Source organism: Chania multitudinisentens RB-25 (assembly GCF_000520015.2).
Lineage (GTDB): Bacteria > Pseudomonadota > Gammaproteobacteria > Enterobacterales > Enterobacteriaceae > Chania > Chania multitudinisentens.
This window is the reverse complement of record NZ_CP007044.2, coordinates 3,610,210-3,631,442: the sequence shown is the minus strand read 5'-3', so window position 1 is coordinate 3,631,442 and position 21,233 is coordinate 3,610,210. Positions and strand designations below refer to the sequence as shown.

General features: G+C 50.7%; 18 protein-coding genes. 12 read left to right on the top strand and 6 right to left on the bottom strand.

Features of this window, described 5'->3' with window-relative positions:
- Positions 1-344: 344 nt before the first annotated feature.
- Positions 345-1,235: an SIS domain-containing protein gene (locus tag Z042_RS15840; protein WP_024910709.1), complete on the top strand. Its 891-nt coding sequence runs from the start codon at positions 345-347 to the stop codon at positions 1,233-1,235.
- A 62-nt stretch (positions 1,236-1,297) separates the two neighbouring features.
- Here the strand turns inward: Z042_RS15840 and Z042_RS15835 are convergent, their stop codons facing one another.
- Together Z042_RS15835 and Z042_RS15830 are read right to left on the bottom strand one after the other, a co-directional pair.
- Positions 1,298-1,816 (bottom strand): chromate transporter, encoded by a 519-nt coding sequence (locus Z042_RS15835; protein ID WP_037405774.1) that lies wholly within the window; start codon positions 1,814-1,816, stop codon positions 1,298-1,300.
- Positions 1,813-2,382 carry a chromate transporter gene (locus Z042_RS15830; protein ID WP_024910711.1) on the bottom strand — a complete coding sequence of 190 codons (570 nt, stop codon included), beginning with the start codon at positions 2,380-2,382 and terminating at the stop codon, positions 1,813-1,815. The genes Z042_RS15835 and Z042_RS15830 overlap by 4 nt, the downstream gene beginning before the upstream one ends.
- A 201-nt stretch (positions 2,383-2,583) precedes the next feature.
- On the opposite strand from Z042_RS15830, the gene Z042_RS15825 reads away from it, so the two are divergent.
- Together Z042_RS15825 and ogt are read left to right on the top strand one after the other, a co-directional pair.
- The gene (locus Z042_RS15825; protein ID WP_024910712.1) at positions 2,584-3,564 is read left to right on the top strand and encodes an MBL fold metallo-hydrolase; all 981 of its coding nucleotides are present in this window, start codon (positions 2,584-2,586) and stop codon (positions 3,562-3,564) included.
- Between the two features lie 475 nt (positions 3,565-4,039).
- Positions 4,040-4,564, top strand: coding sequence for a methylated-DNA--[protein]-cysteine S-methyltransferase (ogt, locus tag Z042_RS15820; protein ID WP_024910713.1), 525 nt, complete (start codon positions 4,040-4,042; stop codon positions 4,562-4,564).
- Here the strand turns inward: ogt and Z042_RS15815 are convergent.
- Positions 4,561-5,508 (bottom strand): sugar-binding transcriptional regulator, encoded by a 948-nt coding sequence (locus Z042_RS15815; protein WP_024910714.1) that lies wholly within the window; start codon positions 5,506-5,508, stop codon positions 4,561-4,563. The genes ogt and Z042_RS15815 overlap by 4 nt on opposite strands.
- Before the next feature lie 186 nt (positions 5,509-5,694).
- Between Z042_RS15815 and dalD the strand changes: the two genes are divergently transcribed.
- The 5 genes from dalD (at position 5,695) to uspE (ending at position 12,260) form a co-directional block, all read left to right on the top strand.
- The gene (dalD, locus tag Z042_RS15810; protein ID WP_024910715.1) at positions 5,695-7,080 is read left to right on the top strand and encodes a D-arabinitol 4-dehydrogenase; all 1,386 of its coding nucleotides are present in this window, start codon (positions 5,695-5,697) and stop codon (positions 7,078-7,080) included.
- 12 nt (positions 7,081-7,092) lie between these two features.
- A complete protein-coding gene (gene xylB / locus Z042_RS15805) occupies positions 7,093-8,556 on the top strand; it encodes a xylulokinase (protein ID WP_024910716.1) in 1,464 nt (487 codons plus the stop codon).
- A 56-nt stretch (positions 8,557-8,612) separates the two neighbouring features.
- On the top strand, positions 8,613-9,902 hold the full coding sequence (locus Z042_RS15800) for an MFS transporter (RefSeq protein ID WP_024910717.1): 1,290 nt from the start codon (positions 8,613-8,615) through the stop codon (positions 9,900-9,902).
- A 506-nt stretch (positions 9,903-10,408) separates the two neighbouring features.
- Positions 10,409-11,173, top strand: coding sequence for an FNR family transcription factor (locus Z042_RS15795; protein ID WP_024910718.1), 765 nt, complete (start codon positions 10,409-10,411; stop codon positions 11,171-11,173).
- A 124-nt stretch (positions 11,174-11,297) separates the two neighbouring features.
- Complete coding sequence (uspE, locus tag Z042_RS15790; protein ID WP_024910719.1) at positions 11,298-12,260, top strand: universal stress protein UspE; 963 nt, start codon at positions 11,298-11,300, stop codon at positions 12,258-12,260.
- A 65-nt stretch (positions 12,261-12,325) separates the two neighbouring features.
- Here uspE and fabV read toward each other — a convergent pair whose 3' ends face one another.
- From fabV to pntA, 3 genes are all read right to left on the bottom strand, one after another.
- Complete coding sequence (gene fabV, locus Z042_RS15785) at positions 12,326-13,516, bottom strand: enoyl-ACP reductase FabV (RefSeq protein WP_024910720.1); 1,191 nt, start codon at positions 13,514-13,516, stop codon at positions 12,326-12,328.
- Between the two features lie 256 nt (positions 13,517-13,772).
- Positions 13,773-15,161: a Re/Si-specific NAD(P)(+) transhydrogenase subunit beta gene (gene pntB, locus Z042_RS15780; protein WP_024910721.1), complete on the bottom strand. Its 1,389-nt coding sequence runs from the start codon at positions 15,159-15,161 to the stop codon at positions 13,773-13,775.
- 10 nt (positions 15,162-15,171) lie between these two features.
- The gene (gene pntA / locus Z042_RS15775; protein ID WP_024910722.1) at positions 15,172-16,701 is read right to left on the bottom strand and encodes a Re/Si-specific NAD(P)(+) transhydrogenase subunit alpha; all 1,530 of its coding nucleotides are present in this window, start codon (positions 16,699-16,701) and stop codon (positions 15,172-15,174) included.
- Positions 16,702-17,226: 525 nt separating this feature from the next.
- Between pntA and ydgH the strand changes: the two genes are divergently transcribed.
- From ydgH to rstB, 4 genes are all read left to right on the top strand, one after another.
- Entirely contained in the window at positions 17,227-18,177 is a 951-nt protein-coding gene (gene ydgH, locus Z042_RS15770) for a DUF1471 family protein YdgH (protein WP_024910723.1), read from the top strand.
- 173 nt (positions 18,178-18,350) lie between these two features.
- On the top strand, positions 18,351-19,073 hold the full coding sequence (gene folM, locus Z042_RS15765) for a dihydromonapterin reductase (RefSeq protein ID WP_024910724.1): 723 nt from the start codon (positions 18,351-18,353) through the stop codon (positions 19,071-19,073).
- A 102-nt stretch (positions 19,074-19,175) separates the two neighbouring features.
- Positions 19,176-19,901: a two-component system response regulator RstA gene (gene rstA, locus Z042_RS15760; protein ID WP_024910725.1), complete on the top strand. Its 726-nt coding sequence runs from the start codon at positions 19,176-19,178 to the stop codon at positions 19,899-19,901.
- On the top strand, positions 19,898-21,202 hold the full coding sequence (gene rstB / locus Z042_RS15755; protein WP_024910726.1) for a two-component system sensor histidine kinase RstB: 1,305 nt from the start codon (positions 19,898-19,900) through the stop codon (positions 21,200-21,202). The genes rstA and rstB overlap by 4 nt, the downstream gene beginning before the upstream one ends.
- Positions 21,203-21,233: the final 31 nt, after the last annotated feature.

Genomic DNA, 21,233 nt, shown 5'->3' with positions numbered 1-21,233 from the left:
TTGCGCATTAAGTAGCAGCCATGATCTGAGTATTCTGATAGCCTCTACTTACGATAACTTCACAAAACATATTATTAATGTGAAGTTATCGTAAAGGCAAGCGTTGAAAACGATCCACTTCACAAATAAATTATTTTTTGTGAAAAACAATTGTGCGCACAGGCGTAAATTTGACGATTTTTGATGATTTCACGCCACAAACCAGCGAAAGCAATGGTTTTAATTTACAAAAAAATGGATTTTCGTGAAATTTATGATGCCATTAGCAGAATAAAGGGTTCATCTGTGAAGACCGCTTGTGATAATCTTGCTCTACTTTTTGAGGACAGGTGTGGTGGAGTGAAATGACCAATAGCCAGGACAGTTTGCAGGAAACAGACAATGCTCTAGCGATTGGAGCCAAGATAAAAATGTCGCTCTCGCAGCTCAATCCCACCGAGCGAAGAATCGCTGAATGGCTGATCACCAAAGGAAATATCAGCAAGGAGACCAGCCTGCGTGAGGTCGCCAGCACGCTGGACGTTTCTGAACCACTGTTAGTCAAGGTTGCCAAGAAAGTCGGATTTTCGGGCTTTAGGGAACTGAGAAGCGCTTTGATCAGCTACTTTGAATCACTCCCCTATGAAAGAGACGAAGAGATTACGGTCAATGACAACCTGGATACCGTGCTTGATAAGGTGTTCAGTAATAGCATTCAAGTCCTGAAAGAAGCTCAGTCTGTGGCAGATACCACGGTTATCGGCCAGGCGGCCCAGCTTATCTTTCAGGCCCGGCGCGTGATCATTTTCGGCGTTGGTGGCTCGGCATCCGTTTGCCAGGACTTTGAACATAAGCTGCTACGCATCGGGATCATCAGCCATGCCTACAGTGATTTCCATCTGATGCTGATGGTAGCCAGCCAATTGGAGGACTCCGATGTAGTGATTGCGATCTCACAGTCTGGCGATACACGTGAGCTGGTAAATGCGGCGCAAACGGCGACTGCCCGCCATGCAAAACTGATCTGCATTACCAATGACAACAGTTCTCCCCTGTCTCAGTGCTCCGATTTGTCGATTTTCAGCCCAGCCATGAGCGGCCCGTTACTGGGGCAGAACGCAGTGGCGCGCATCGTGCAACTGAATCTTCTGGATACACTGTTTATTGCGATTCTGCTGGAGGATTATAAGGGGAATAAAGAAAAACTATCGCGTGGGATCACCGTCGTCAGCCCTCTGCACGAACGAAAAGGATAAACGGGTATCCCAGGAATCACTCCTGGGATTCAGCGCTTATTTCTGCTCCATAAATTTCGCCATCACGCCACTAATAACCCTAACAGCGCCCCACCCGCCAAAATCCACAAGGGGTGGATGCGTTTATTCATTCCCAAAACAGTTGCGAGCAGGATCACCAGCGCCAGCCGCCAGTGAGTGGCCGAGGCTTCAGCGATCAAGATACCGCTGGCAGCAACCAGCCCAACGGTAACCGGCACCAATCCTGCCTGTATGATGCGCCGCCACGGTCTGTCTTTGAAGCGCTTCCAGGCCTTCATCACCAACACCGTCACAATAGAAGAAGGGCCAAACTTGGCGACCGAGGAAACTAACAGCCCGCCCCAACCTGCCACATGCCAACCAATGAGCGGTACGATCATCATATTCGGCCCGGGCGCTGCCTGCGCCATAGCAAACAGGGCGCTGAATTCCTGCGCGCTCATCCATTGATGCACTTCCACCACCTGCCGCTGCATTTCCGGCAAGATAGTAAAACCACCGCCAAATGCCATCAGCGAAAGCTCGGTAAAAATGATCGCCAGTGAGATCAATATCATCATGATGGTTTTTTCCAGGCCAGCAGAATACTCAGCGGGGCTAACACCAACATCGTGGGTAACAGCGGCAAACGCAGCCAGGCAATCGCGATCAGGCAAGCAGCAACTACCACCAACGGCAGCCATTTTCCCCACAACGGTAAGAGCATTTTTATGCCAGTGGCCAGCAGTAATCCTGCGGCTGCGGCGGCCAGCCCGGCAAAAACATGCTGTATGTGAGGATCATTCTGGAAACGGGCATATACCGCCCCCAAACCAACCACGATCGCTGTAGGGGCGCAGATCAGGCCCAACAAAGCACAGAACGCCCCACGGACACCCCGGAACTCCATACCCACCGCCACGGAAAGGTTAATCACGTTCCCTCCGGGTAAAAACTGGCATAGTCCCAAAAGCTCGGTGAATTTCTCACCAGTCAGCCAGCATTTTTTTTCAACCAGCATGCTACGCGCTAACGGCAATACACCACCAAACCCGATAAGGCCAAGCATTAAAAAACCAAGAAACAGTTGGGTATTGCTAGGCGGCATATTGATGTCAGCATTCTTTACTGCGTTAAAATCAGACATAAGTTTTCCACATCACTTATTGATCATTAGCATCATGCATGCCGCCATACCATGATGTCTAATACATTTCGGGGGGATAATGAGATATTCAATAATACCGTTGGAGAGTGTAGGCATTTATTGGTATAAAATTTAATTCGCCAGAAAGTATCATTAGTTACCGTAGGTTATTCTTTTCTTATTTCACTTAAAAGGATCTTTATGAGAAACCCACTACGCCGCACGTTATTAGCTTTTGCTCTAGCCTGCGCCAGTGTTGCACCTCAGGTTAATGCCGCTGATGTTCCCGCACAACAACAGACCCAGGTTCCCGGTTATTACCGCATGATGTTGGGAAACATGGAAGTGACTGCGTTGTACGATGGTTACACGAAATTAAAGACCAAGCTTTTCCACAACATCAGTGAACCAGACATGCAGAAACTGCTGGCACGTATGTTTGTTGACAGCAGTTCTGGTATTCAAACGGCGGTTAACGCCTTTTTAGTGAATACCGGGACACATCTGATCCTGGTGGATTCGGGAACGGCGCAGTGTTTTGGCCCAACGATGGGAGCGATTCAGGGCAACCTGCGTGCCGCTGGGTATCAGCCTGAGCAGATCGACACGGTGTTATTGACTCACCTGCATCCCGATCATGCCTGTGGCATCAACGATCAGGGGAAAGCAGCCTTCCCTAATGCTACCGTGTATGTTGCCAAAGCGGAGGCTGATTACTGGCTGAATAAAGAGGTCGCGCTCAAGGCACCGAAAGAAGCCCAGCCAATGTTCAAGTTGTCACAAGAAGCAGTTGCCCCCTATGAAGCACAAGGGCGTCTGAAACTTTATGCGCCTGGCGACAAGCTGGCTCCAGGTGTTGAAGTCGTCGCCACGCCAGGCCATACACCAGGGCACAGTGCTTATTTGTTCAGTTCGGAAGGCCAAAACCTGTTGCTGTGGGGTGATATTGTGCATAGCCATTCGCTACAGTTTGCCCAACCAGAAGTCTCGTTGGAGTTCGATGTCGACAGCAAACAAGCCATCGCCACACGCCTGAAAGTTTTTGCTGATGCAGCGCAAAAACAACTTTGGGTGGGGGGAGCGCACTTGCCATTCCCTGGCTTAGGGCATGTACGTGCCGAAACCGTAGGTTATGCTTGGGTGCCAATTGAATACGCCCCGGTAGCCAGCAAAAAACCATAATAGAAATCGACAAGCACATGTATTTCGATGCATGTGCTTTCCTCTCGTTGATTCATAATATGCGAACAACAACCCTCGTTTTTAATTTCTCCCAAAAACTTTCTAAAAAATAGCTTTATGTTTTGGGGCAATGAATGACATTCCCTAATAGATTATCAATATATCGAAATAAGCTCGCAAAATTTATTGAAGCGTTAATAAGAATGCCCACAAGCGCAGCCAAGAAAACCTTTCATACCCCTGTCATTGAATATTGAAACTGTCTTGAGAGAAATTGTTATGATCATTTTACTTCAGTATGAAACTGATGAAACAAATAACGCGGGTATTCCCATCAATCTTTATGTCCGAAAACCGCCATCATACCGATATTTTTTCATGTAATATACCCAAAGAATGTTAAGTTATTGCACGAGCGTTCTGCAATTTGAAGCGCAAAAGCTCATCTGCACATCGAATATGAGGAGTAAATGACATGCAGACTTTTTTTATTGATCGTATGCCAACACCGGTCGGTGAATTGGTGCTGATCGGTGATGAACAAGGCCGTTTACGCGCCTTGGACTGGACCGATCATGAAGCCCGTTTGATGAAACTGCTGAATACCCATTATCGTGCAGAACGTTTCACGCTGCGGGAACAATCTAACCCTGGCGGCTTGACCGAAGTGATGCAGCGTTATTTTGCTGGGGAGTTGAGCGTTATCAACCACGTGCCAGTAATGACCGCCGGTACTGAATTCCAACGCACCGTCTGGCAGCAACTGCGCCAGATCCCCTGCGGAGAAATTATTACCTATGGCGAACTGGCAAAACGTATTGGTCGGCCAACCGCCTCACGTGCTGTAGGAATGGCCAACGGCTCCAACCCCATCAGCATTGTGGTGCCTTGCCACCGGGTCATTGGTTCACAAGGCGCACTCACCGGTTATGCTGGCGGTGTACAACGCAAACAATGGTTGCTCCGGCACGAAGGCTATCTGCAACAAGCCCTGATTTAATCAGCCAACAGCGCCAATGCACTCTCTTCATCGGTCACCAAACCATTGATCCAGCGGCCCATCAGAACAGCACGGATCGCACGGTGTTTTTCCGCACCACCGGCCAATGCGATCACGGGTTTCTCGGGTTGTTGACGCAAATTGACGCTGGTCAAACGCTGATCGAGTTCATTAGCAACCCGCCGCCCTTCGCTATCAATAAAATGCCCCAGCATCTCGGCGACCACATTGGCAGCGGATAAACGTTCCACATCATCCGCCGAGATAAATCCGTCTTTGTGCAATGGGCATTGATCTTCGATAGTACCAATACCGATAAACGTCACATCAGCCTGGCTAGCTTTCTCATTCACCGTGCGATAGATACGGTGATTGCACCACAGAGTACGATCCTGTTCGCTGTCGGCGAACAGCGGTGCAGGCAGAATAAAGTAACGACCCTGAGTTTTTTCCGCCATCCACAACGGAACATCATAACGGGTACAGGAACCATCGGCAGCCATTGCTCCGATCAGTGATACACAACTGTGCTGTGGTCGTTCAAAATCAGGCAACTCATCAATGGCCGCCTTCAGGCTGCGGCCAGAGCCCACACCGATGATCAGCGGTTGTTCGTTGCGGATAAACTGCGCCATCACTTCGGCACCGGCTACCGCCACCGCCCGGTTCACCCCGGCACTATCCATGCCCTGACTAGGCACTACTTGGCATAGGTTTAAGCCAAAGCGTTCACTCAAACGGGCAGACAGCGCCATACAATGGCCCACCGGGTGTGAAATATTAACGCTGATCAGGCCACTGTCGATCGCCAATGCCACCAAGCGTTGCGCCACCTGGCGCGATACACCAAGAGCATCGGCAATTTCATGCTGGGTTTGCCCAGCCACATAGTACATCCAGGCGGCGCGGGCGGCCTGATCCAATTTCTTGTCGTGTCGACTCATTTAATCATTCTGCCTTCTCACGCTGATGCCCCATTTTACCGGCATTTTTTCTGCACGTGCTATCGATTTACACTTTTGTGAGCTAAAGCCCATTCAAAGGGCAAAAGTTTAATTAGTCTATCTGCATCTAACGGGCAAACGCCCACTTAAAGGGCTAATGCTCAAAAATCATTAACGGAGAACATCATGAGCAAATCTTTGAACACTTCCTCTGCTGTTTGGCTGCATATTGGTGCCGGTTCTTTTCATCGCGCGCATCAGGCATGGTATCTACACCGCCTGATTGCCGGCGGTGATTCACGGTGGTCGATTGCCTTGGCTAATATCCGTGATGATGCAGCACCACTGCTTAACGCGCTGGCAGAACAAAATGGCCAATACGTATTGGAAACGGTGACGCCGCAGGGAGAGCGCCAGTACGAAACCATCACCTCCATTCGTAAAGTGATCCCTTGGGATAATGAACTTGCTGCATTGATTGCTGAAGGTGCACATCCGCAAACCCGCGTTATCTCCTTCACCGTAACCGAAGGCGGTTACTATCTGGATAACCAGTTCAACCTGGACCAGAGCAATGTTGATATTCAGGCCGATCTGCTGGGCGGCTGCCGCACCATTTATGGCACCATCGCTCAATTGCTGGCGCACAGAAAGCAACTTAATGGTGACCCTGTCACGCTGTTAAACTGCGATAATCTGCGGCATAACGGCGAACGTTTCCGCCACGGCTTGATGCAGTTCCTGCAACTGCGCCAGGAAACAGCGCTGACCGCCTGGATTGAAAGCCATACCCGCTGCCCGAACACCATGGTTGATCGCATCACGCCACGTCCTTCTCCTGATGTTGCCCAACGCGTTGCGCAGGCTACTGGTTTTCAGGATCGTGCACCAGTAATGGGCGAAGCCTTTATCCAGTGGGTGATCGAAGATGATTTCATAGCCGGGCGACCGGCGTTGGAGAATGTGGGCGTTGAACTGGTTGCATCAGTATTACCCTATGAAGAAGCCAAAATCCGCATCCTCAATGCCAGCCACAGTTGTATTGCCTGGGCAGGTACGTTGCTCGGCCAAAATTTTATTCACGAAAGCACCGGCACCCCTGCTATTTACCAATTGGCCTACGATTACGTTACGCAGGATGTGCTGCCATCACTGACCCCCAGCCCGCTAGATCTGGCCGCTTATCGTGACGTGGTTCTGGAACGCTTCAGTAATCCTTACATTCGTGACACTAATCAGCGCGTTGCCGCCGACGGTTTCTCTAAAATCCCCGGTTTTATCACCCCAACGCTACAGGAATGTTACCAGCGCGGCCAAGTGCCAACCGCGACCGCTATGCTACCCGCCTTGTTCTTTATTTTTATGCAGCGCTGGCACCAACACAACCTGCCTTATGACTATCAAGACGGCATTCTGGACGCTGCCGCTGTGCACCAGATGTTCAATAGCGCCGATCCGGTAACCGCTTTCGCCACCGATGAAAAGTTATTCGGCTCCCTGGCACACAGCGAACCTTTTGCTCAATTACTGCGTCAGTCTATTGACACGGTTAATCACTGGTTGGCGCAATAACAGGAGCGAATCATGTATTTAGGAATCGATTTAGGCACTTCAGAAATCAAAGCCGTGGTAATCGATGGCAGTGGCACAGTGCTGGCCAGCGCAGGTGAATCTCTTGAAGTACAGCGCCCGCATCCCCACTGGGCAGAACAAGACCCCGCCGACTGGTGGCGGGCTACACAGGCAGTAATTGCTCGTCTGCGCAATAAAATACCGCAGCAGTGGCCACATATCTGCTCACTGGGCCTGTCTGGCCAGATGCACGGTGCGGTACTGCTCAACCGTGATAATCAGGTATTGCGCCCAGCCATTTTATGGAATGACACTCGCAGCGGCGAACAGTGTCAACAATTGACACAAAGTGCGCCAGAGCTGCATCAAATCGCCGGTAATCTGGCTATGCCTGGTTTCACCGCGCCAAAACTGTTGTGGGTAGCACGCTATGAGCCAGAAATTTTCGCGCAGATTGCCACCGTGCTGCTGCCGAAAGATTTCCTACGCTGGATGATGAGCGGTGACAAGGTATCTGATATGTCGGACGCCGCCGGTACTTTGTGGCTTGACGTCGCCAAACGAGACTGGTCGGATAGCCTGCTCGCTGCCTGTGGTTTGAGCCGCGATCACATGCCACACCTGGTTGAAGGCAGTGATATTTCCGGTCAACTGAAGGGGGATATCGCCCGTGCTTGGGGGTTAAGTGACAATGTCACCATTGCTGGTGGTGGTGGAGATAATGCCGCCAGTGCGGTGGGGATCGGCGCGGTCAATCCCGGTGATGCCTTTATCTCTTTGGGAACTTCTGGCGTATTGTTTGCGGTTAACGATCGTTTCCGCCCAAATCCTCAATCCGCCGTTCATGCCTTCTGCCATGCGTTGCCCGCTCGCTGGCACCAAATGAGCGTCATGCTCACCGCTGCCAGTGCATTGCGCTGGTTCTGCCAATTAGTGGGCAGCAACGAAACCACCCTGCTGGCTGAGATCGCCCAGATGAATCAGGCCGAACAACGGCGGGCTCCGGTGTTCCTACCTTACCTTTCCGGTGAACGTACTCCGCATAACGATCCTTTGGCGCATGGGGCTTTCCACGGCCTGACCCATGCCCATCAACGAGCCGCGCTGGGTTATGCCGTACTGGAAGGCGTTGCGTTTGGCGTAGCTGACGGGCTGGATGTGCTCTCACAGGCTGGAACCCGGCTGGAACAATGTTCGCTGATTGGCGGCGGCGCTCGCAGCGAACATTGGGCACAGTTGATGGCCGATGTGCTCGATCTGCCAGTGATTACCCATCAAGGTGGCGAAGCCGGTGGTGCACTAGGTGCAGCCCGCCTAGGCTGGCTGGCCGCCGGGGGCACAGTGGCACAGGTTTGCCACAAACCCGCTATTGAGCGCAGCTTCCTGCCAAACGGTGAGCGCCAACCGCTGCTTGCCGAGCGGCTGGCCGTTTATCGGCAACTGTATCAACAACAATTAGCACTACGTCGGGCATAAATCGGCGCAATCAATAATAAAAAATCGGTTCCCTTACACCTACGCTGGAGTTTGCTATGCAACAACACAAACATTGGTTCGGGCTCCCCATGAATCTGTTCTGGGGCTATATCGCCATTGCCGTTTTCATGAGTGGCGATGGTTTTGAGATGGCCTTTCTATCAAAACACATCACCGATATGGGATTCACACCGGCGCAGTCTGCGCTGGTGTTTACGGTGTATGGCCTGGCAGCCGCACTGGCTGCCTGGAGTTCCGGGGTTGTGGCAGAAATCATCACGCCGCAGAAAGCCATGCGTATCGGTTTTATCCTGTGGGTGGTTATGCACGCGCTGTTTATGCTGTTCGGCCTGGGGATGAAAAATTATCCGTTGATGCTGTTGTTCTACGGTATTCGCGGCCTGGCCTATCCGTTGTTCATCTATTCCTTTGTCATGCTGGTCGTGCAGAACGTGCCGAAACAGCAACTCTCTTCGGCTATGGGGTGGTTCTGGGCTATGTATTCTATCGGCATCGGTTGTGTGGGCAGTTATCTGCCCAGTTTCACCATCCCGCTGATAGGGGAAACCGGTACGCTGTGGTTTGCCATCGTTTGGGTCGCCGCTGGGGGGCTGATGGCATTAGTCTTGCTGCGTAATGTGGGCCAAGCCAGCAGCAAAGCCGATTTACCCCCTAAAGAGAAACTGAAAGAACTTTCCCGCGCGGTGACCATTTTGTTCACCAACCGCAATATTTTCCTCGCCTGCCTGATTCGCATTATTAATACGCTGTCACTGTTTGGCTTTGCGGTAATCATGCCTATGTTGTTTGTTGGCCGTTTGGGGTTCAGCATGTCCGAATGGCTGCAAATCTGGGCGGTATTTTTCTTCGTAACCATTTTTACCAACATCATGTGGGGCATTCTGGGGGAAAAAATCGGCTGGATGCGGCAGGTTCGCTGGTTTGGCTGCATTGGTTGTGCTATTTCCAGCCTGGCGTTCTATTACCTGCCAGTCTATTTCGGCCACAACTTCTGGCTGGCGCTCATCCCTGCTGTAATGCTGGGGATCACCGTAGCGGCTTTTGTGCCAATGACGGCGGTATTCCCGGTATTGGAACCGAACCATAAAGGTGCGGCTATTTCTATCTATAATCTCGCTGCCGGATTGAGTAATTTTGCCGCTCCGGCTATTGCCTCCATGATTTTACCGTTCTTCGATATTGTTGGGGTAGTCTGGGCGTATACTGGTTTGTATCTGGTGGCTGCGGTATTGACGCTGGTGGTTAAAGTTGATCAGCCAGGGCATAGCACTGCGCCACACTATAAATTGGCTAATGAATTGTTAACTAAAAATACGGTGCAGTAATGGTAAAGCCAGCCTGAGAACTAAATCAGGCTGGCTTTACTTTATGGCTTTTAGCCGATAGCTCTCACTGGAACACAGAAAAAAAACAAGAATTTTCCGAATGATATAATAATCTCTTGCATCTTCCCTCTACGGTACAGACATTAATTGCCAATACTACAGGTTGCAAATATGCTAAACAATTGCACAGCTTAGTGTTAAGGAATTAATCTATCCAACATCTAAATTATCATTTTCGTTACTTTATTGACATTTCCACCATAAATGCGACGGGGACATCTCAATAACGTATATAAACGACTTTATTATTTATCCACCGGCAGAAAAAACCGCTCTATTCATAATTTAGCAATAATACAAGAAATTTCAGTATTATATCGAATAGCGAGTGAACCCCATGATTAAAAAACACCCATGACATCCTCAATCTTGTTATTGATGCCCTTATCAGTTGCCAGAAAAGATGTTAAAATTGACGCATATCAATTATTGCATGAGCGTAATCTATGATCCCGGAAAAACGCGTAATTCGCCGTATACAGTCTGGAGGTTGTGCGATCCATTGTCAGGACTGTAGCATCAGCCAGTTGTGTATCCCTTTTACCTTGAATGCACACGAGTTAGACCAGCTCGATAACATTATTGAGAGGAAAAAGCCGATCCAAAAAGGCCAGACGCTGTTTAAAGCCGGTGATGAATTGAAATCCCTTTACGCGATCCGTTCAGGAACCATCAAAAGCTACACCATCACCGAACAGGGTGATGAGCAGATTACTGGTTTCCATCTAGCGGGTGATTTGGTGGGCTTTGATGCCATTGTCAGCCTGAAACACCCGAGTTTCGCCCAGTCGCTGGAAACCTCCATGGTATGTGAGATCCCCTTTGAAACGCTGGACGATCTCTCCGGTAAAATGCCAAACCTGCGGCAACAAATTATGCGTTTGATGAGCGGCGAAATCAAAGGCGATCAGGATATGATCCTGTTATTGTCAAAGAAAAATGCAGAAGAACGTCTGGCCGCTTTTGTCTATAACCTGTCGCGCCGCTTTGCTGAACGGGGCTTCTCACCGCGTGAATTTCGTTTGACCATGACCCGTGGCGACATTGGTAACTATCTTGGCCTAACGGTTGAAACCATCAGCCGGTTGTTGGGCCGCTTCCAGAAAAGCGCCATTCTCAGCGTGAAAGGCAAATACATCACCATCGAAAACGTCGATGCACTGTCACAACTGGCGGGTACGCAGCGTATTAATGTGTCTGTCAGTGCTTGATTGCCGCAGGGCCAATATTTACTGAAATTATTGCCCCTGCGCGCTCTGCCACTGTCCTGTTTTTCAATGTTGGGTTACTCTGTAAGTGAACGGGCTGTTGATCCGCAGCTATTAAGGAGACCCTATGGCGAAGTATCAGAATCTTCTGGTGGCTATTGACCCCAATCAGGACGATCAACCGGCGCTTCGCCGGGCAGTGTATCTGGTTAGACGAAATGGCGGGCGTATTAAAGCCTTCCTCCCTATTTATGACTTCTCTTACGAAATGACCACCTTGCTTTCGCCCGATGAACGGACAGCGATGCGGCAAGGCGTAATCAACCAACGCGCAGCATGGATTAATGAGCAATGCCGTTTTTATCTTGAAGATGGTGTCCCCATTGAAATCAAGGTGGTGTGGCACAATCGTCCCTACGAGGCGATTATTCAGGAAGTTTTGAGTAGTGATCATGATTTGCTGCTGAAAATGGCACATCAGCATGATCGGTTAGAATCGTTGATCTTTACCCCGACCGATTGGCACCTGCTGCGTAAGTGCCCTTGCCCAGTTTGGATGGTAAAAGAACAGCCTTGGCCGGAAGGCGGTAAAGCCTTGGTTGCGGTTAACCTTTCCAGTGAGGAACCCTATCACGATCCGCTGAATGTCCGCCTAGTGAAAGAAACCCTCGAGCTAGCACAAAACGTCAACCAAACCGAAGTTCACCTGGTGGGTGCCTACCCGGTAACACCGATTAATATCGCCATTGAACTGCCTGATTTTGACCCCAGCGTGTATAACGACGCCATCCGTGGGCAACATCTGATCGCTATGAAGGCGTTAAGGCAGAAATTCCACATTAATGAAGAGTTCACGCACGTTGAGAAAGGCTTGCCGGAAGAAGTGATCCCGGATTTAGCCGAGCATCTGCAAGCCGGTGTGGTGGTATTGGGTACGCTTGGCCGTACCGGGATTTCTGCCGCTTTTATCGGTAATACCGCAGAACATGTGATCGATCATCTAAAATGTGATTTGTTAGTACTCAAGCCCGATGACTTTAACTGCCCGATCGAGGTAGATGAAGACGACGAGCATGACGACGAAGATTAACCTGGAGCAGGTTTGAAAGAAAAAACAGGGCCGAAATGGCCCTGTTTGCTATGCGGGTGAAGAAATTACAGTTCAATCACGTCGAAACGCACATCCGGGTTCACGTCTGCATCGTAATCCACTTCTTCCAAACCAAAACCGAACAGGCGCAGGAATTCCTGCTTGTAGCCGGCGTAATCGGTCAGTTCGCTCAGATTTTCCGAGGTGATTAGCGGCCATAGATCGCGGCAGGCTTGCTGCACATCGTCACGCAGTTCCCAATCGTCCATACGGATACGCGCATGATCGTCCAGCACCAGATCGCTGTACAGACGAGTGCGCATCAAGCGATAAACCTGCTCCATGCAGCCTTCGTGAATCCCCTTCTCTTTCATGATTTTGAAAGCCATGGAGATATACAGCGGCATCACCGGAATCGCAGAAGACGCCTGGGTTACAACCGATTTCAACACCGCCACATGAGCCGTCCCCCCCTTGGCGGCCAAACTGCCACGAATAGCGGTGGCGGCGCGGTCTAAATCTTCTTTAGCGCGGCCCAGCGTTCCATGCCAATAGATTGGCCAGGTCAGGTTGGTGCCAATGTAGGAGTAAGCCACAGATTTAGCCCCATCAGCCAGAACCCCGGCCTCTTCCAGCGCAGACATCCACAGTTCCCAATCTTGCCCACCCATTACGGTGATGGTGTTTTGGATCTCTTCTTCCGTCGCAGGTTCAACGGTGGCAGTGATAATCTGATCTTTGTTGGTATCGATTGCCGTGGTGGTATACACCTCACCGATAGGTTTCAGCGCCGAGCGGATAACTTCACCGGTTTCCGGCATCTTGCGTACCGGCGAAGCCAGTGAATACACCACCAGATCGATCTGGCCCAGATCGGCTTTGATCAACTCAATTACCTTGGCGCGGCATTCGTTAGAGAAGGCATCGCCATTGATACTCTTGGCGTATAAACCTTCTTCTTTGGCTGCTTTGTCGAAAGCGGCTGAATTGTACCAGCCAGCCGTTGCCGGTTTGCTCTCTGTGCCCGCTTTTTCAAAGAATACGCCGATAGTGGCTGCTCCGCTGCCAAATGCCGCCGCAATCCGGGAAGCAAGACCATAGCCGGTGGAAGCACCAATCACCAACACTCGCTTAGGGCCATTGGCAATGGTTCCCTGCGCCTTGGTGTAGGCAATTTGACGGCGAACATTGGCTTCGCAACCAGCTGGATGAGTGGTGGTACAGATGAAACCGCGAACCTTAGGTTTGATAATCATAGTGAGTCTAGGATCCGTTAAATGGATGAAATCGGGGTCATAACCTCATTACCTGAGGCTGTAGCTCCAAATACGTCGGATACATAAGATACCTTATTGCGCCCCCTTAAGGTGATCTGATGTGTTGAATCGCACAAAGTATGTGCTAATTACGTTAAATTAAGCACAATTATCTGAGCTTCTGACAAGAATTTAGCGTTATTGCGGCGAAAAAAAACACGGGCTAGCAAAACCCGTGTTTGTTTATGCATCCAGATTACAAGGCGCGCAGGATCGCTTCCACGCTGTCTTTGGCGTCACCAAACAGCATTTGGGTGTTCTCTTTGAAGAACAGTGGGTTCTGCACACCGGCGTAGCCGGTATTCATGGAGCGTTTGAACCCAATAACGTTTTGCGCCTTCCACACTTCCAGCACGGGCATACCGGCGATCGGGCTGCGTGGATCTTCCAAGGCTGCCGGGTTCACCGTATCGTTAGCGCCGATCACCAGCACGGTATCGGTATCGGGGAAATCTTCGTTGATTTCGTCCATCTCCAGCACCACATCATACGGCACCTTGGCTTCAGCCAGCAGCACGTTCATATGGCCCGGTAAGCGGCCCGCCACCGGGTGGATACCAAAACGCACCTTGATACCGCGTGCGCGCAATTTATCGGTGATTTCCGCCACCGGGTACTGCGCTTGCGCCACCGCCATACCATAGCCTGGGGTGATGATCACTGACGTTGAATTCTTCAACTGTTCAGCCACTTCTTCCGCTGTGGTTTCACGGTATTCGCCCATTTCTTCAGCATTACCGGTAGATGAACCATCGGTACCAAAACCACCGGCAATCACGCTGATAAACGAACGGTTCATCGCTTTACACATGATGTAAGACAGGATCGCACCGGAAGAACCGACCAGCGCCCCAGTTACAATCAGCAGGTCGTTGCTTAACATGAAGCCTGCCGCCGCCGCTGCCCATCCAGAATAGGAGTTCAGCATTGATACCACCACCGGCATATCAGCACCGCCAATCGAAGCCACCAAGTGCCAACCGAAGGCCAGAGCAATAATCGTCATGATCAGCAAGGCAAAGACTTCCCAGCCCACGCTGTTGGTGCAAACAAACAGCAGCATCAGCAGGAAGGAAACGACCATGGCAGCCAGATTCAGCTTGTGACGATGCGGCAACATCAGCGGTTTGGAAGAGATAATGCCGCGTAGCTTGCCGAATGCCACGATAGAACCGGTAAAGGTAACCGCACCGATGAAGATGCCGAGGAACACTTCGGTAAGATGGATATTTTCCATCACCGGTTCCATTGCCACACCGTGATCCAGATAGCTATTGAAACCCACCAAAACCGCCGCCAGGCCCACAAAGCTGTGCAGCACCGCCACCAATTCTGGCATTTCGGTCATTTCGACCTTTTTGGCCAGATAGATACCGATCGAACCACCAATGATCATCGCGATAATGATCCAACCCACGCTGCCGGAGTGCGGCCCAAGGATGGTCGCGATTAAGGCGATAGCCATCCCGGCAACGCCAAACAGGTTACCCTGCTTTGAGGTTTCATGGCGTGAAAGACCAGCCAGACTGAAAATAAACAAAATAGCGGCAACAATGTATGCAGCTGTAACTAATCCACCAGACATTTGCTACCCCTTAGTTTTTGCGGAACATCTTCAGCATGCGCTGAGTGACGGTGAATCCACCAAAAATGTTGATGCTGGCAATCAGCACGGCGATAAAGGAGAGGAAACTCACCCAACCACCATGATCGATCTGCAATAACGCACCGACCACGATGATCCCTGAGATCGCGTTAGTGACCGACATCAACGGAGTATGCAACGCATGGCTGACGTTCCAGACCACGTAGTAACCCACCACGCAGGCCAGCGCAAACACGGTAAAGTGCGACAGGAACTCTTGCGGTGCCGAGTTGGCGAACCAGCCAAACAGCACAATCGCCAGTGCGATCAGGCCGTATTTCACCCAAGGCGAGGTTGGTTTTTTCTCTATTGGCGCCAATGGAGCCGCCGCCTGAGCCTGTTTAGGTTGAGCAGAAACCTGGATTGGTGGTGCAGGCCAGGTCACTTCACCATCACGCACCACGGTCACGCCGCGGATCACCGTGTCTTCGAAATCGATATCGATTTCGCCGTTCTTCTCTTTCGCCAACAGCTTCAGCAAGTTAACCAGGTTAGTACCGTAAAGCTGTGAGGACTGCGTTGGCAAACGGCTGGGCAGATCGGTGTAACCGATAATTTTCACGCCGTTGTCAGTCATCGTCACTTGATCGGCCACGGTCAGCTCGCAGTTACCGCCGGTTTGCGCCGCCAGATCGACAATCACACTGCCCGGCTTCATGGCTGCCACCATCTCTTTGGTGATCAGCTTTGGTGCCGGTTTCCCTGGGATCAGCGCGGTAGTGACGATGATGTCTACTTCTTCCGCTTGGGCAGCAAACAAGGCCATTTCGGCCTTGATGAAGGCTTCGGACATCACCTTGGCATAGCCATCACCGCTGCCCGCTTCTTCCTCAAAGTCCAACTCAAGGAATTCTGCGCCCATACTCTGCACTTGCTCTTTCACTTCTGGGCGAGTATCGAAAGCCCGCACGATGGCGCCCATGCTACCCGCAGCACCAATGGCCGCCAACCCGGCCACGCCAGCCCCGATAATCATCACTTTTGCCGGTGGAACCTTGCCTGCGGCGGTGATCTGGCCGGTGAAGAAACGCCCAAACTCATGCGCAGCTTCAACAATAGCGCGATAGCCTGCAATGTTAGCCATCGAACTCAGCGCATCCAGCGATTGCGCCCGTGAAATACGTGGCACAGAATCCATGGCCATAGCCGTGACATTACGTGCCGCAAGTTTTGCCATCAATTCTGGGTTCTGCGCTGGCCAGATAAAGCTGACCAACGTACTTCCTTCACGCATTAACGCAATTTCATCCTCTTGTGGCGCGTTAACTTTCAGAATCAGATCCGACTGCCACACATCCGTGGTATCGGTAATTGTCGCTCCTGCTGCTTCATAAGCGACATCCTCAAAGCTTGCCAATTTACCCGCTTCGCTTTCAATCGCGACGGTAAAGCCCAGTTTCAGCAGTTGTTCCACCGTTTTCGGCGTTGCTGCAACACGGGCTTCATTGGCCAACCGTTCTCTTGGTACACCAATACGCATAATGTTCCCTTCTCACCTGTCTTTGATGATGTTTATTATCTTTCTGCCCATAGAGCAATAGCATCGGCCAAACAAAGCTTTCTCTCGGCTCGTTTGCAAGGCCATCTATAACCTACTGAAAATGTGATCGATGATCCATAATTGCTTACGTTTACCGGTCAGTTTTTACATAAAAATTCACTTAGGGCTATGACGAATCGCAAATTTGTGTGAAAAAGATGCCACAATAGTCCTTTTCATCGCCCCCTTGTAGACAAAGGACTCAGCGGCATCTCTAGCCAGCCGAGCCTATGGAGCATAAAAGTTATTAAATTGTGAATAATTAACATTAATTGGTGAAGCGTTTCATTATTGAAACTTATACTGAATGAACTACGTAATCTGAAATGCCCTTGATACCTGGTTGTCTCCTGCCATGACATAAAATGCGGAGACATTTGCCAAGATGGCATGTCATAATCTGCGGCTGAATAATACTGAGCACTGTTCAGCACGTTATAAACGTTAATGCGGAAAGGATTTTTTATGAAGCTGAAGACCACGATCATCGCATCAGCCTTGTTATCACTCACCGCGCTGTCTGTACATGCCGCGCAAGAGTTAACTCCTGAAAAAGCAGCGGCGATCAAGCCGTTTGATCGCATCACCATCACCGGCCGTTTTAACGCCATCAATGAAGCTGCTGATGCCGTATCACGCCGTGCAGACAGACTGGGTGCCGATGCCTTTTATATCCAGAACATTAGCGATAATAACAATGGCGGCAACTGGCGTATCACCGCTGATCTCTTTCACAAAGACGCCCCCGAAGTCAGTAAAGAAGCAAACTATCGCGTTTTCAACGGCGTGAATGAACTGCCGAAAGACGAAGCCTACCTGCTTGAACCTTATGATACCGTCAGCGTTAGCGGTTTCTTCCGCAGCCAGCCAGATATTAACGACGCTATCTCCAAAGAAGCGCAAAAGAAAGGCGCTGCTTCGTTCTTTATCGTGCGTCAGGTTGATGCCAATCAGGGTGGTAACCAATTTATCACCGCATTTATTTATAAAGCGGATGCACCTAAGCGCCTCGTTCAGAGCCCTGATGCTATCCCGGCCGATTCTGATGCCGGCCGCGTCGCACTGGCAGCAGGTGGTGCAGAAGCCGCCAAAGTGGAAATCCCTGGTGTCGCCTCTTCTGCTTCACCAAGCCGTGAAGTTGGCCGTTTCTTCGAAACGCAATCTTCTACTGGCGAACGTTACACCGTCACACTGCCGGATGGCACCAAGATTCAGGAACTGAACAATGCCACCGCTGCGCAAATGGTGCCGTTTGATTCGATCACCTTTACTGGCCATTTCAGCAGCATGACTGACGTTTCCACTGAAACCGCAAAACGGGCTGCAAATAAAGGTGCCAAGTATTATCACCTCACCCGCCAATGGCAGAATAAGAGCGGTGGTAATTTGACTGTTAGCGCCGATTTGTTCAAATAATTAGTAAGTTATAGATGATTATCGGGCAGCTATTAAGCTGCCCTTTTTTACGCCTAGGCGCAGGGTAATATCGATGAAATGGGTAATCGAAGGAGGAGCTTTAATGTCGTTATACCGTATAATAATAAGCGAGCTTTTAAATTATTCAGCCGTTTGCCCAGGAGCCTTACTTAATGGAACCTCACAACTCAGCCCCGGTGCTGATTACCGGTGGAGCCCGCCGCATTGGGCTGGCACTGGCCAAATCATTTCTACTGCGTGACATTCCGGTCATTATCGCTTATCGCAGTGACTACCCGGCATTGGCTGAATTGAAAGAACAAGGAGCAATTTGCCTGCAAGGTGATTTTTCGGAACATGCGGGTATTTACCGTTTTGCCAACCAGGTGATACAGGAAGCTCCAAAACTGCGGGCGGTGATCCACAATGCCAGCGCCTGGCTGGCAGAATCTGCTGCCATCCCATCGGAACAGGTGATGGCATCCATGTTACAAATCCATGTTTATACCCCTTACCTATTAAATCAACTGCTGGAACCTTGCCTGCGTGGCCAAGGGCAAGCTGGCGCTGATATTATCCATCTGACCGATTATGTGGTAGAAAAAGGCAGTGATAAACACATTGCCTACGCGGCCAGTAAAGCGGCGCTGGACAATATGACGCGTTCTTTTGCACGCAAATTGGCACCCGAAGTTAAAGTGAATGCCATCGCTCCGGCACTCATTATGTTTAATCCCAGTGATGATGATGAGTACCGCCGGCAAGCATTGGAAAAATCACTGATGAAGATCGCCCCAGGGGAAAGTGAGGTCGTCAATCTGGTGGATTACCTGATGAACAGCCGTTACGTTACCGGGCGCACCCACACCGTTGATGGCGGGCGGCCATTGCGCTGAGCCAGGTCGGTTCCCTGAGAGCAAGTTTGAGATCTGTTAGCATGGCGTAACGCGGGATCGCACGCTATGCTGAATACCGTTTTTCTTATAAAACCACTCAAAATGCCTAAAATTGTTTTTGTAGAAGACGATCCAGAAGTCGGCAAATTGATTGCCGCCTATCTGGGCAAACACGACATTGACGTCATCATCGAACCACGTGGCGATACGGCACAGGCTTGTATTGAACGGGAACAGCCGGATCTGGTGCTATTGGATATCATGTTGCCCGGTAAAGACGGTATGACGTTGTGTCGCGATCTGCGCCCGGTTTATCCTGGGCCGATTGTCTTGCTCACCTCGCTCGACAGCGATATGAACCATATTTTGTCGCTGGAAATGGGGGCCCATGACTACATCCTGAAAACCACACCGCCAGCAGTCCTGTTAGCCCGCCTGCGTTTGCACCTGCGCCAACACGGCAGCCAGCCGAAAGAAGAGCCGTTGCAAGCGATCACCCAGCATAATGCATTGCATTTCAGCTTACTGTGTATCGACCCGGTTAACCGTCAGGTGACGTTGGGTGAAGAAGCGATCACCCTTTCCACTGCGGATTTCGATCTGCTGTGGGAGTTGGCAACGCACGCCGGGCAGATTATGGACCGCGAAGCCTTGTTGAAAAATCTGCGTGGTGTCAGCTATGACGGTATGGATCGCAGCATTGACGTGGCAATCTCGCGTCTGCGCCGCAAGCTGTATGACAATGCGCTGGAGCCGTTCCGCATCAAGACCGTGCGCAACAAAGGTTATCTGTTCGCCCCCAATGCCTGGGACTCGATACAGCAATGAGAAAACTTTTTATTCAATTCTTCCTGCTGCTATTTGTCTGTTTTCTGGTGATGGCGATGCTGGTTGGTCTGGTATACAAATTCACCGCTGAACGGGCGGGCCGCCAGTCAATGGATGACCTGATGAAAAGCTCGCTGTATCTGATGCGCAGTGAACTGCGGGAAATTCCGTTTAAGGATTGGAATAAAACCATCGCTACGTTGGATTTAAACCTGTCGTTCAAGCTACACATCGAGCCACTCGGCAAACAGAATCTGAGCGCTGAACTTACCCAACGTTTGCACCAGGGGGAAATCATTGCCCTGGACGATCGATATACCTTTATGCAACGTATCCCGCGCAGCCATTATGTGTTAGTTGTTGGCCCGATCCCCTACCTGTTCTATCTGCATCAAATGCGCATACTGGATTTGGTGTTGTTGATCTTTATTGGCCTGTCGCTGGCGTTACCGGTTTTCCTGTGGATGCGCCCACACTGGCGAGATTTGCTGAAGCTGGAAAACGCCGCGCAACGCTTAGGTGCTGGCCATCTTGATGAACGCACCCATTTTGAGCCCACCTCCAGCCTCAACCGGCTCAGCGTTGCGTTCAACCAGATGGCCGATAACATCAACACGCTGATTGCCAGCAAAAAACAGCTGATTGACGGTATCGCCCATGAGTTACGTACCCCATTGGTTCGCCTGCGTTATCGCTTGGCGATGAGCGATAACCTTTCCGAAAGTGAACAACAGGCACTGACCCGCGATATCAGCCAGTTAGAGGCGTTGATTGACGAATTGTTGACCTATGCACGGCTGGATCGCCCGCAGGTAGCACTAAACATCGAACCTATTGATTTACCCGGTTGGCTACGGGACAAAGTGGCCGACATGCAGTTAATTCACTCCGATCGGCAGATTGAGCTCAATATTCCACATACTGGTGATTTTGGCGGTGTCGATTTACGGCTGATGGAGCGAGTGCTGGATAATCTGGTCAACAACGCGTTACGTTACTCGAAGCAGCGCCTGCGCGTCGGCCTGTGGTTTGATGGTGAAAATGCCTGCCTACAGGTAGAAGATGATGGGCCAGGTATTCCGCCAGACGCTCGTGAACGGGTTTTCGAACCTTTTGTGCGCCTTGATCCAAGCCGCGATCGTGCGACCGGTGGTTGTGGCTTGGGGTTGGCGATTGTTCATTCTATAGCACTTGCCTACCAGGGCCATGTCTATGTTGAGGCCAGTTCGCTGGGCGGTGCCGGCTTCCGTTTCTGTTGGCCGCTTAAGCCAACCTTTGATTTAAAAGCAGAACCGGTTTGAGGTTGGCCGGTTCGAAATGATCTCCCCCAAT